Below are 12,366 nucleotides of genomic sequence, written 5' to 3' on the forward strand. Positions count from 1 at the left end.
AACCTGCGGCTCGTGGTTTAACGCCGCGAGCCGACATCGGAGGGCTTCATGGAAACGGGAATTGTGGGTCTGCCTGCCCCTCCGCTGGAGAATATCCGGTGGATCGATGAAAATGGTGACGAGCGTAGCTCCTTGACCTTGGCCGAGTTGGGGCAAGGTTTCAAAATATTGTACTTCTTTCAGGATTGGTGTGCAGGCTGTCATGCACATGGTTTTCCCACATTCGTGACCCTTGCCGAGGAATTTCGCGATAAGGGAGTTGGCTTGGCGGCGATACAGACTGTGTTCGAGGGTTCGGAAGTCAATACCTTCGATCGTCTGCGGGAAAACCAACGCCGATATGGACTGCGTCTTCCATTTGGTCATGCTGTCGCGGGCTCGGGCTCAGTAGACGCTGCGCCAGCAATCATGGAGGCCTACCGGTCCGGCGGAACCCCATGGTTTGTGGTGATCGCACCCGATGGTCGCGTCGTGTATAACGGGTTTCAGCTCGACGCGGAGAGCCTCATCCAGAAACTTCGGCCGCTCACGGCCTGATAAAAGGAGCCTGGATGCCGCGGCGGCCCAGCGGTATAATTCCCGGGCCGGTGAAGTCGTGCGCAGCCCTAGATGATCTCCGCAACGCATTCCGACAGAGAAAGAGAAAGAGAGAGAGAGAGAGAGCCCTGTCCTCGATGATCCCGCATCAGGTGCTCTATGCTATCTGATCAGATCGCGGGCAAAGCCTTTTCCTTTCTTGCGCAATCGAGCATTCCGAGAGCCGACGCTACGATTCCCTTCAGCAAAGCTGGCTCGGGTCGCACGCGCGCGAGCACGCGCAATCCCATCAGCACGCTCAGGAGATGCCGTGCCATATCCTCTGCCGGCAGCAGTGATGCGATCGTGGCATCGGCCTGACCCGACTCTATTCGGCCCAGGAAAAACATCTCGATGCGCATGAGCACGGCCGCGACGTTTTCCCGGAACGCTTCGTCGGGGGGTGCCGCGTCGAGCGCGGTGTTCACGAGCATGCATCCCTTGCGCTCAGGATCCTCAAGCGAGCGCTTCAAGACATCGGAAAAGAACGCTTCGATGGCTTCGCGGGGCGGCAATGCCTCGCAACGCCGGATCCGATCCGCAACGCTGTGTTCGACATAACGGTCCAGCGATTTGATGAAGAGCGCGCGTTTATCCCCGAATGCGTTGTAAAGGCTCGCACCGGTGATCCGGGTCTTGTCGATAAGATCGCGCACGGATGTTGCCTCGTATCCGCGGCGCCAGAAGCACTGCATTGCTGCGTCGAGCACGGCTTCCTCATCGAATTCTCTTGGTCTTGCCATCCGGCGCTCTCGCAAATTCCAGCTTCGCGTCTTGCCATATTGTCCGCGCCGATGCATTCTAGAACAAATGGACTAAAACTCAAGGTGTGACCGCCGTCATCGTTTCTCTGCCGGCAGCCTTGGACGATCCAAAGGCTGGAATCATGGCTGCCCAGGAGGCGATTGAAGTTACACGAGCGGAACGCATGGCGGGGCACGCGGCTTGAGGGTCTGCTCTGGGCTGCTCGGAGCCTGCGTCGTGACGGCTCCGGTGAGGCAAACCAGTCCGGCGTATTTTGGGCATGCGGAAAAATGTAATCTTCCTTCGCGAGCATCGTGAGCTCGGCGACGTCGCGTGGCAGCGCGATCACGATCGCAGCCAGCCGCTTGCGGGCGAAACCGCGTATGTACGCGGCCCTGTATGCTGCGCTGCGCCGACTGCACCTCCGTCATCGGACGGTTTGTCAGGACTCGAGATTCTGCGTGGCTGGACGCTGCGAGGGTCGGCATCGTGGCGGATCGTGCAACCCCAATGACGACACCGCTCGAAGCAGACCAAAGCCAATTACAACGAAGAGAGACGTACCAGATGACGCTGTTTGAACCATTCCTGCTGCGCGGTGTAACGCTAAAGAACCGGGTGGTCGTCTCACCGATGAGCCAGTACCGCGCGCAGCACGGCGTGGCGAACGACTGGCACTTGGTCCACCTCGGTCGGTTCGCACTCGGAGGCGCCGCGCTGGTGTTCTGCGAGGCTACTGCGGTGCAGGAGCATGGCCGGCGTACACATGGCGACCTCGGGATATGGTCGGACGCCCACATCGACCGGCTCGCGGCGGTCACTCGCTTCCTCTCGCAAGAGGGAGCAGTTGCAGGCATCCAGCTCGCCCATGCGGGCCGCAAGGCGAGCGAACGCCGCCCCTGGCACGGTGAGACACCGGTCGACTCGGAAGACATCGCACAGCGCGGTGAAAAACCGTGGGCTGCACTCGGGCCGAGTGCGATCCCATACGCGGAAGGCTGGCCTGCTCCGGCCGCGATGAGCATCGAGGACATCAGGGAAGTGATCGCGTCGTTCCGAATTGCCGCTGAGCGAGCACGCGAGGCCGGCTTCCGGGTGATCGAGGTCTACGCCGCGCATGGGTTTCTCATCCACCAGTTTTACTCGCCGCTCGCGAACCAACGGCGCGATGACTACGGCGGAAGCCTCGAAGGACGATGCCGTCTGGCACTCGAGATCGCCGCAGCGATCCGCGAGGTTTGGCCAGACGAATACCCACTGGTCTTCCGCCTATCGGTCACCGACTGGCATCCCGAGGGCTGGCAAGTGGACGACACAATCTACCTCGCACAACGACTGAAGGACCTCGGCGTCGACGCGATCGACTGCTCAAGCGGCGGCATCTCAGGACGGGAACGTCCGCAGGGCATGACCCTCGAGCACGGCTATCAGCTCGCCCTCGCCGCGCGGGTGCACGATCGCCGACATGTCCGCCTGGGGCTGGCTCGATTGCGCCTCCCGTGTACGCAAAGGGGCGGAAGACCCGCTGGCGGCCTTTCCCAACCTCAAGCGCCTATTCGAAGCTGTCGATGCACGGCCTGCCGCCTCCAGAGCGCGAGAAGTCGGCAAGGACCACGCCTTCAAGAAAGTGAACGACGAGGAGACAAAGCGCGCGCTGTTCCCGTCGAATTATCCTCCGGCGGCCTAAGCTGGCCATTGAGACGTCACAGGAGCGACCATGACGAATACCGCAGAGTACACGCCGCCGAAAGTCTGGACCTGGGAGAAGGGCAATGGTGGTCAGTTCGCCAGTATCAATCGCCCGATTTCCGGTTCCACCCATGATAAGGAGCTGCCCATCGGCAAGCATCCCTTCCAGCTCTATTCGCTGGGCACGCCGAACGGCCAGAAGGTCACTATCATGTTAGAGGAACTGCTCGAGGCCGGTCACAAGGGCGCCGAATATGACGCCTGGCTGATCAAGATCGGCGACGGCGACCAGTTCGGCTCCGGATTCGTCGAGGTCAATCCGAACTCCAAGATCCCTGCGCTGATGGACCGCTCCGGCCCGACGCCGATCCGCATCTTCGAATCCGGCGCGATTCTGATGCACCTGGCGGAAAAATTCGGCAGCGCCTTCCTGCCGACGGAACAGCCGATGCGCGCCGAAACGCTATCCTGGCTGTTCTGGCAGATGGGCTCGGCCCCGTTCCTCGGCGGCGGCTTCGGCCATTTCTATGCCTATGCGCCGGAGAAGATCAAATACGCCATCGACCGGTACGCGATGGAGGTGAAACGCCAGCTCGACGTTCTCGACCGGCGTCTTGCCGACAACGAGTATGTTGCCGGTTCGCAATATACCATCGCCGATATCGCGATCTGGCCCTGGTATGGCGGTGTGGTGAAGGGCTGGCAGTATGGCGACGCGGCGCAGTTTCTCTCTACGCACGAATACACGCACGTGAATCGCTGGGCCGAACAGATCTATGGCCGACCGGCGGTGACGCGCGGCCGCAAGGTCAACCGGACTTCGGGCGAGCCGTCGAGCCAACTCCACGAACGCCACAACGCGTCCGACTTCGAGAACAGGACACAGGATAAGCTGGAAGGAGCACGCTCGTGAACATTGATGGCAAACGCATTCTGATCACTGGCGGATCGAGCGGCATCGGACTGGCCCTTGCCCACGCGCTTCTGGCCAAGGGCGCGAGGGTAGCTATAACCGGCCGCCGCGCCAAAATGGTCGCGGATGCTGTCACCGAGCTGAAGGCAGGGGACAGTGAGGTTCACGGCGTCGTCGCCGACATTGCCACGCCGGAGGGCCGCGCTACAACGTTGGAAGGAGCGTTGCAAAAGCTCGGCGGCCTGGACATCCTCGTCAACAATGCAGGTGGGGTTCGGGCTGGACGCCTTGAGAACACGCCCGAAGCCGAACTGCAGGCGATGATCGATATCGATCTCGTGGCGCCGATCATGTTGACCCGGGCGGCGCTGCCAGTCCTGCGGGAAGGCGGCGATGCCGTGATTGTCAACATCTCCTCCGGGATAGCGCTCGTCGGTGCACCGTTCTATGCGACCTATGCCGCGGTGAAAGCCGGGCTTGCCAACTTCGGCGAGGCGTTGCGGCGCGAACTGAAGGGTGAGGGCATCCACGTGATGACCGTCTATCCGGGTGGCACCGATACGCCCATGATGAAATCGAACCGCGCCGGACCCGATCTAGGCTTTTCGCGCGAGCCGGCTTCCGCCGTCGCCGATGCGATCGTTGCCGGCATCGAAGCCCGGGCGTTCGAAGTAATCCGCGGCGGCGAGACACGTGCGCAGATGATCGCGCTCAACCGCGAAAACCCGGCCGCAGTCGACGAACGCTTTCTCGGGTTGAAGCGGGCGTTGGAAGAAGCGGTGAAGGACCACTCGGCGCTTTGAGCGCCAAAAGAATTTAACAAGGAGTGCAATTGTGATGCTGCAGAATGGCGACGTCTTTCCCTCATTCATCTTTGGTCGCGCTGGCGGCGGCGAAATCCACTTGCCCGGAGATCTGGCGGGCGGGTTCGGTGTTATCCTGTTCCACCGTGGTTCCTGGTGTCCATACTGCAACGCCCAGCTCGCCGAATTTGCGCGAGCGGCGGACAAGTTCGCCGAGGACGGGATCAGGGTCGTCTCAGTATCGACGGACGATCGGGAAAAATCGGAGGCGCTCGTCGACAAGCACAAGCTAGGGTTTCCGGTCGGCTACAGCGCGGATGCACGAGCAGTTTCCGCAGCCACCGGCGCCTTCGTCAATGAGAATCCGCTAGCCCTCCAAGCGACCGGGTTCGTCATCGATCCAGAGGGCCGGATCGTGACAGCTGTCTACTCGACCCGCGCGATCGGTCGCCTTATGCCCGCCGATGTTCTGAATTTTGTACGTCACTTCAAGTCCCTGGCAGGCAACTAAAAAAACGGTTGATCTGTCGCCGCGGAGCACGGTCAACGATTACTTCCGGCGATGGGACTGGGACGGGGCGCTGGAGCGCATCCATCACGCGCTCTATGTTGCGTGTCGTGAGGCAGCGGGCCGGGAGGCCAGTCCCACAGCGGCGATCATTGACAGCCAGACCGTCAAGGGCGCCGAAAAAAGGGGGCGCTCGGTCGATCCGCCAGGCTACGACGCCGGCAAGAAGATCAAAGGTAAGAAGTGGCACGTCCTGGTCGACACACAGGGCCTGTCGATGCGGGCCATCGTGCATGCCGCCGACGTGCAGGATCGCGACGGCGGTGTGTTGCTGATGGGCGCGCTGTTCGGCCTCTATCCGTTTCTGCTCAAGCTCTACGCCGACAGCGGTTAGCAGGGACCAAAATTCCGCGACGGCCTCGCCGCCGCCGGTGCCCAGGTCAACGTCGAGGTCGTCAAACGCTCGGACGTGCACAGGTTCGTCATCCTGCCTCGACGATGGATCGTCGAGCGCACCATCGCCTGGCTCAACCGTTGCCGCCGATTGGCAAAGGACTGGGAGTACCTCAACCGCACCGGCCTCACCTTCCTGCGCTGGGCCACCGTTCGCCTCATGCTCCGAAAGCTATGCAAAAACACGAATTGATCCCAGATGGACTCTAAGCGATCAAGCACGATCCATAGCGCTTTGTTCAATTCGCCTTGGGGCGCGGCACTGCACACGATTCTTGTCGTCCCACGCCTCAAGCTCATCGACCCGGTAGAGAACCGCTTTGCCGATTTTTACGAACGACGGCCCTATTTTCATCACACGCCAATTCCGAAGTGTGCCAACGGAAACGCTGCCACGATAGCGTTCGGCTACTTCTTCTGGTGTGAGGAATGTGGTCTGTGACATATGCCCTCCTTCAGCAAGAAAACCTGCCGCGGTCATTGTTGACGATCAAGCGCGAGACGCATTCCGAAATGCGTCTGTCATTGGAGAGGCATCGACGCGATGGCCGAGCTTCGATGGCGCACGCTCCTGCACGACCGAACATGAGCGCGCGCAAGTGGCCAGGGAAGTATCAATCTTCAGGCGTAGGGAACGCGGCTAGTCAGGGATATAAATAGGCGGGAAACTGCACGACGCCGACTGGGATGATCAGGCCGCGTGAGGGGCTGCTTGTCCCGCATGAACAGGATGGACGAGCCGGGAGCGCCGAATGGCAAGCCCGCTATTTATCGAGGTTCTTCTGTCGTGAAAATGCGGACAGATCGAGGGTCAATGCTTGCAGTGATCGCGTCGTTTCCACGTCGTGATGCGTCAGGAGATCGACAAGATCCTCTTGGTTCGGCTGTCCCAAAGCAAGGCGATAGAGCAGCCTCTGCGTCCTCAATTTCGCAAATCGATCAATGTCGCGACTTTGGGGAAGCGCGAACAAATGTCGCTTTAGATCTGCGCCTTCCATCGCCCACCACGGGCTGAGGCCGGTTTTATCATTCGCGAATGCCTTGTCGGCGTCGCGTGCGATGATGTCCCACGGCGACGATGCTTGGCCTCGTGCTTGCGCAAGCGCTTGTTCACCTAGTTTTCGGGCGAGCGGTTGTCGGACAGTCAGTCCGCCGAAGCGCTGAACGCGGCCTTCTCGTTGCTCCAGGTCAACCGGGCTGGAACAAAGATCCCAGTGGCCGAGCCTGTCGCACCAACTATGAAAGTCGAGACCTTCCTGTCCGACAGAGGTTGTTGCCAGGACGTGGGGCCAGAACGGCGTGTTGAACGCGCTGCGGATTTCCTCAGAGCGCGCCGGTGGCGGTTCATTGACATCATGGTCCTGTCGATGCGCCTCTGTCTCGGCGCCCCCAAACGGCACCGCAGCGTGACAACGGATACGAATTTTGTCCTTCTTCTTCGCCCCCTTGAACCCGAAGGTGCCGACGTTCGCTGCGAGCGCCGTCGACAGATCCTCAATCAGCCCATCAGGGTTGACCTTGGATTTGCGCAGCCAAAAATGTTCGTCGAGGACGGCCTCCAGGCAGCCATCAACGCACGCATTCTGATATTTCTGCGTGGCGTCCTCGCCGGGCAAGACCGACCAGAAAACAGGGCGATCCAGATAGGTGCGCAGCCGTGTCCAGCAGAAGCGTACGAGCCGCGCGAAATGCTGCTCCTGGAAATCGAAAAGGTCCGGAAGGTGGCGATAGAGTGCTCGGCCAGTCACGACGCCAGGGGCGCCGAGAGCCATATCCACCAAGGCGTCCAACTCCCACCGGCTTAGCCAGGTGATCGCCTCTGCCTCTTGGCGCTGTTTGAGCAATGTTTGAAGTGTCGCATCCTTCTGTGCGACCCGGCCCCAGTTCTTCTGGACCACCGCGAACTCCCGCGCCAGCGGGGCCTTCTGCGCGTGCTCGATGGCAGCGAGGATCGCCCATGCTGGTTTGCGGCGTCGGTTGCTAAGTCCTACGACCGTGTAGTCGGCACCTGCCGGATCGGCGGACGCTCCATCGGGGATTTATTGAAGGCGGCCGGAAACGTCGAGGGCGGCAACGGATACGACCAGCGCAAGAGTTAGCCCGACCCTTGGTGGCGCTTAGATGCGATCTGAAAACCGATCATAGGCATCGATCCGCCGGACGGGGGGATCGACCTCATACCGATAGATCTCCGTGCTCAAGAACCGCACCTCGGCCTCGCGTTGGGCTTCGGGAACGTCGATATACCAAGCGCGGGGATGCGGGCCGGGATCGCCGTTCCAGCGGTATCCCCGCGCCTTGAGAACATCCTTGAGGTCGAAGGGCGAGTTCTCCGCCCAGATGCGCCAGGAGACAGTACGAGCACCATCCAGAAGGCGGCTAAGGCCCGTAACACCAGATCGGGGCAGCTGCATCGCCAACAGCTCGATCGTCGCAAGACAGTCGTGCATCGCGCGGTGGCGGTCATAGAAGAAGCCGGCCGCCTGAGCGAGATAGGCGAGCTTCGCGCCCTGAAATCCTTCCGCCGCCCAGTCGATCTGGCTGAGCGAGCATGCCCACGGCTTCGTCGAGAACACGTCACTGAATCGTTCAAAGAAGCGGCGGTCGAACGCCGCGTTGTGCGCGATGAAGAGTGAAGCCGGCGCCGCGAATGTGGCCACCACGGCGGGATCAATGATCTGGCCGGCCACCATCTCGTTGGTGATGCCCGTGATCGCGGTGATTTCCGGGAGGATAGGCTCGCTCGGCTGACGCAGCCCTTGGAAGCTGTCGCCCACGCTGAAAATGGTGCCATCCAAGCCGTAGCTGAATGGCGTCATGGCGAGTTCTATGATCTCGTCACGCTGGGGATCTAGCCCCGTGGTCTCGACATCCACCACCATGCCGAGTCGGACGGGCGTTGCGGGAGACGGCATATTGGATGGACGCGGCTTAAGACGCCGGATGACGCGATAATCCCCGGTAGCCTCTAGCGTCTGCGCCATGGACTCCAGATGATCAGAAGATGTCGTCATCCTTCATACCCAGAGGCTTGAGTCATGCCGGTACGGGTCTGAGCAAAACACAGACATCATCCCTTGGTGTCATGATCGTCGTGCGTGCCTTTGCGCGCGTGATGCTGACCCGAAAATTCTGACGCGCCTGAGTCATCACCCCGTCGTGGACATTGCCGAAGACGATCCGGTCAGGATTGGCCACGATTTCGCCCTTGAACCGTTTTGGCCATCCTTCAAAGATCACAACCTCGTCGAACTGCTTTCCCTTCGCCTTGTGCATGTTCATCACCACGACGCCGGATTCAGGCTTGTGGGCTGTTGCGAAATGCTCCTGAACAAACGACTGGCGGGTGATCGCAAGGGCGTTGCTATAGCGGCCGACGTCACGCCAGTCCTGCGCCAACCCCTGACGGAGCTGCGTACCGCGCTCAAGCAGACGCACGTTACGGACGTCCTTTGCGACATCCTTCAGTCGCTCACAGGCCCCAGTATCCAGAACGTCGCGCACCGAGACCCAATCTGCATCCGGATCACCTGTGAATGTCAGTGCGGCAGTTGCCTGGTGCACGGCAAAGGTTCCTTGCAAGACGCTGTTACCAGGCGTTGTTCGTCCTTTCGCTAGACATTCGTTCCACTTGGACAGCGCCTTCCGGAACCGCGCAGCCTCGTCCATGTCGCCCTTGGTCGGCGCCGTGCCTCCTCGACCGTGAAAATAGCTGCACATCAACTCGACAAATTCGTCGAAACTTCCGTCATGCCCGCACTTTTGGAGCAGGAAAGCAATGATCTCTGCGGCGAGGATCGGGCCTTCCATATCAACTGCTGCTGAGTGAGAAATCGACGGAACATTACCGAATGGCTCGCGCAGGATGTCAGACACCATCCGCGTCATTTTCTTGGTCGGCACGAGAATGGCCAACGACCAGTCACGCCGGCCAGACTCAACCAAGCGCTTCCGGGCTTGCAACACCTGGCCAACCAGTGAAGCATAAGCTTGGTTGGGGTTCGACGCGAACGGCGCGTAGCCGATACCCTGGTATTCCTTCTGCCGAAAATTGCCGGTCAGGATGTCGTTGCCGAATAGGGCAATCTCCGTCCCCTTGCTCCGATGGTTGTCACCGGCAAGGTCGTGGACCGTCGGCGCGAAATCGGCCTTGAAGTGGTTCAGCCTTTCCGGATCGGCGCCGATGAAATCGAATATGCGCTGCTCCGGGTCGGCAAGAGCGATCAACGTGCTGTTGGCGCCGAGGGCTTGGACCACTCGCCATTGATCGGCGCTGGTGTCCTGAAACTCGTCCAGGGTAATGTACGGATACATCGTAGAGACGAGCGCTCGAACCTTATCTGAGCCATGAAGCAGGGTCGCCACGCGGTCTGCGAAGAGGTCGAAGCAGACCTTCCCTTCTTCGGTCGCCAGCCGGACACGCTCCGCTTCCTCCTTCGCGCGCTTCTCAGCCTTTTCCTCGTCCGACAGATTTTTGGCCGCCTTGTAGCCGCTTCGAACCGCCGACAATGCAATCGCCTCATTCGGAGGCGTGAGGATCGTCATCCGTCGTGGAAAGCCGACAAGGTAGCCGTGCGTTTTAAGGATGCGCCAGAAGAACGAATGGTAGGTATCGACCTCGATCCGTTGCCTCTCCTCTCGCGTGATTGCGCTTTCTTCGTCGATTGCCTCCAGCACGCGCGAAACGGTTGCACGCGCGAAGCTGAGGAAAAGGATGCGCTGTCCTGGCTTCAATTCCTCCCGCGCGATCTTGGCCGCTTTGAGGATAGAGACGGTAGTCTTCCCCGAACCGGGACCGCCGGTGACGAGTTGATGCCCGACAGCTTGTAGAATTTCCTTCTGCGCTTCTGTTAGGTCGACCACAGTAATCGCCTATCCTAACAGGTCAGCAAAATCGTCTTCGGGTTCGGGCTCGGCTGGCTGTAGAGGCGGATCACACAGTGCCTTCAGGGTGACGCAGGCATCCCGTAGCCACTGCGGGATCTCAGCTTCGGAACACTGTGCCAAGAACTCAGCGATTCCCCAATTGCCTTTCGACCAGCTGAAATAGGCCCCGAGCGCGGCAGCAGCCTGAGCTTTTGGGTCGGGGTATTTCGCGAGCAGATGCTGTGGCCAATCGAGCTGATCGGCAAACCGCTCCAGGGCCGCTTGGGTGGTGTTCTTGAGGATCAGATCCTCAATACCCTTCTCGTCGTGCATGAACAGGCGTTCCACCTGGGCTTCTATGGCCACCTTGGCGGCATCCGTCTGCTTGTCGCATAACGCAAAGGTCCGTTTCCCAAGACTTTTGTACAGCGCTCCAAGGTCGGCGATCTGGGTCTCGCTTCCGGCGTCGATCACGCAGACGCCCAAGGCTTCCAAAGACGCATAAGCAGCCGGGTTGAGCTCGGCCAGTCGCCGCGCGACGACCGGGAAGGAGGTCGCCTCCGTAGCGCCTTCGGCGATGAGAACTCGGCGCGAAAGAAGCCCCTCGCAAAATCGGGTTCGGAAATCCTGCCGATAACGCTTGTGCTTGATGCTCTCAGGCAACTCGATTTTGGATTGGCTCAGTTGGCCATTGTCCGATCGCGAGAGGATGACGGTTTCGTCGAGGCTGAATTCTTCGAGCACATACGGCGAGTGCGACGTGAAGATCGACTGCGCCGACAGCTTGCGAAGCTCATGGACAATCCGCTTCTGCGCGTATGGCGGAATCGCCGTTTCGGCTTCCTCCATCGCAAAAATGACGTTCTGCTTGTCCTCGGCGATCTGTGACAGCATCGCGAGCACCAACATGTTGATCGTCCCTGTTCCCTGCCGAAAGAAGGGAGCGGCATGATCGCCCGCACCCGTGGCGATGAACGCGGTGATGACCTTGCGCAAATGCTCGCGCGTCAGGTTCGACACCTTTAGGTGCGGCTTCACTCCCCATTCGCGCGGGACGTATTTCTTCAGCGACTTGTCGATGCTCTCGAGCACGCCTGAGATGCCAATGGACGGGTCGCTCGCGACATCGAAGGCTGCGAGCGTTCCGATCGTCCCTTCCCACATCTGCGGCCGGATTTCCTTCAGCCGGAGGATGATGTCCAGCAGGCTGCCGTGTTCCAAGCTGAGCGCCCGAGATCCTGTCCTCAACGACCGCAGGAAAAGAAATCCGCAGTGCTGCTTGTCCTTCTTCGAGAACGATGCAGGTGTCTCATCCTCTGAAAGGCTGCGCGTGAAATAGCTGTTGCCGACGAAGTCATCCTCATCGGGATCGTATTGGCCGACGAATGTGACGCGCAGCGCCGCCTTGATCTCGGCAGCATCGACCCCAGCCGGGTTGGCCTCCTGATAGAAGTCTCCGGTAGTAGTATTCAGCCACTCGACGTTGGCTCCAAATCGTGCCTCCTGCTCCGGCGACAGATTGGTGATCGTCACCTCGACCGTGATTTTCGGCGCGGGGCCGGGCTCCGCGCCCTCGGGAGCATCGGGGTTTGGGCTAGGAAGATAGCGCCCCTGATAGAAATCATGCTCATCCACGGGGGGTCGCCGGCTCAGCCGGTCCGGCCCCAAGGCGAGATCGATCGCTTCGAATACCGACGATTTGCCGGTATTGTTGTCGCCGATCAGTACGGCGTGATCAGGCAGCACCAGTTTGGCCGACTGGATGCCGCGAAAATTTTCGATCCCTACCGAGAATATCTTCAACGCCGCCCCCC

At 60.2% G+C, this 12,366-nt stretch carries 11 protein-coding genes and 1 pseudogene; 6 read left to right on the plus strand and 6 right to left on the minus strand.

The genetic code is table 11. The annotated features are described in order from the left end of the window. The first annotated feature begins 48 nt into the window (after window positions 1-48). Complete coding sequence (locus RTY13_RS01620) at window positions 49-537, plus strand: peroxiredoxin family protein (protein WP_012114951.1); 489 nt, start codon at window positions 49-51, stop codon at window positions 535-537. 170 nt (window positions 538-707) lie between these two features. Here RTY13_RS01620 and RTY13_RS01625 read toward each other — a convergent pair whose 3' ends face one another. Further along, window positions 708-1,286, minus strand: a complete 579-nt coding sequence (locus RTY13_RS01625) for a TetR/AcrR family transcriptional regulator (protein WP_232014870.1) — start codon at window positions 1,284-1,286, stop codon at window positions 708-710. A gap of 544 nt (window positions 1,287-1,830) precedes the next feature. Here RTY13_RS01625 and RTY13_RS01630 point away from each other — a divergent pair. The 5 genes and pseudogenes from RTY13_RS01630 to RTY13_RS01650 form a co-directional block, all read left to right on the plus strand. Next, complete coding sequence (locus RTY13_RS01630) at window positions 1,831-3,144, plus strand: NADH:flavin oxidoreductase/NADH oxidase (RefSeq protein ID WP_312780641.1); 1,314 nt, start codon at window positions 1,831-1,833, stop codon at window positions 3,142-3,144. Beyond that, window positions 3,038-3,922: a glutathione-dependent disulfide-bond oxidoreductase gene (gene yghU / locus RTY13_RS01635; RefSeq protein WP_012114958.1), complete on the plus strand. Its 885-nt coding sequence runs from the start codon at window positions 3,038-3,040 to the stop codon at window positions 3,920-3,922. The genes RTY13_RS01630 and yghU overlap by 107 nt, the downstream gene beginning before the upstream one ends. Beyond that, window positions 3,919-4,725 (plus strand): SDR family NAD(P)-dependent oxidoreductase, encoded by an 807-nt coding sequence (locus tag RTY13_RS01640; RefSeq protein WP_012114959.1) that lies wholly within the window; start codon window positions 3,919-3,921, stop codon window positions 4,723-4,725. Before yghU ends, RTY13_RS01640 begins: the two co-directional genes overlap by 4 nt. 34 nt (window positions 4,726-4,759) lie before the next feature. After that, entirely contained in the window at window positions 4,760-5,236 is a 477-nt protein-coding gene (locus RTY13_RS01645; RefSeq protein ID WP_012114960.1) for a peroxiredoxin family protein, read from the plus strand. A gap of 10 nt (window positions 5,237-5,246) precedes the next feature. Beyond that, a pseudogene (locus RTY13_RS01650) lies at window positions 5,247-5,879 on the plus strand (IS5 family transposase); the annotation flags it as partial. A gap of 21 nt (window positions 5,880-5,900) precedes the next feature. Here the strand turns inward: RTY13_RS01650 and RTY13_RS01655 are convergent. The 5 genes from RTY13_RS01655 to RTY13_RS01675 all read right to left on the minus strand — a co-directional run bounded on the left by RTY13_RS01655 (window position 5,901) and on the right by RTY13_RS01675 (window position 12,355). Continuing rightward, the gene (locus tag RTY13_RS01655) at window positions 5,901-6,131 is read right to left on the minus strand and encodes a helix-turn-helix transcriptional regulator (protein ID WP_012114961.1); all 231 of its coding nucleotides are present in this window, start codon (window positions 6,129-6,131) and stop codon (window positions 5,901-5,903) included. A 319-nt stretch (window positions 6,132-6,450) separates the two neighbouring features. Further along, a complete protein-coding gene (locus RTY13_RS01660) occupies window positions 6,451-7,584 on the minus strand; it encodes a hypothetical protein (RefSeq protein WP_312780647.1) in 1,134 nt (377 codons plus the stop codon). A gap of 219 nt (window positions 7,585-7,803) precedes the next feature. Next, window positions 7,804-8,700: a 3'-5' exonuclease gene (locus tag RTY13_RS01665; protein WP_012115025.1), complete on the minus strand. Its 897-nt coding sequence runs from the start codon at window positions 8,698-8,700 to the stop codon at window positions 7,804-7,806. 22 nt (window positions 8,701-8,722) lie between these two features. Continuing rightward, complete coding sequence (locus RTY13_RS01670; protein WP_012115024.1) at window positions 8,723-10,549, minus strand: UvrD-helicase domain-containing protein; 1,827 nt, start codon at window positions 10,547-10,549, stop codon at window positions 8,723-8,725. Window positions 10,550-10,558: 9 nt separating this feature from the next. Next, window positions 10,559-12,355 (minus strand): ATP-dependent nuclease, encoded by a 1,797-nt coding sequence (locus RTY13_RS01675; RefSeq protein WP_012115023.1) that lies wholly within the window; start codon window positions 12,353-12,355, stop codon window positions 10,559-10,561. Window positions 12,356-12,366 lie beyond the last annotated feature (11 nt).

Source organism: Brevundimonas sp., assembly GCF_032055285.1.
In the GTDB taxonomy this organism is placed as follows: Bacteria; Pseudomonadota; Alphaproteobacteria; order Caulobacterales; family Caulobacteraceae; genus Brevundimonas.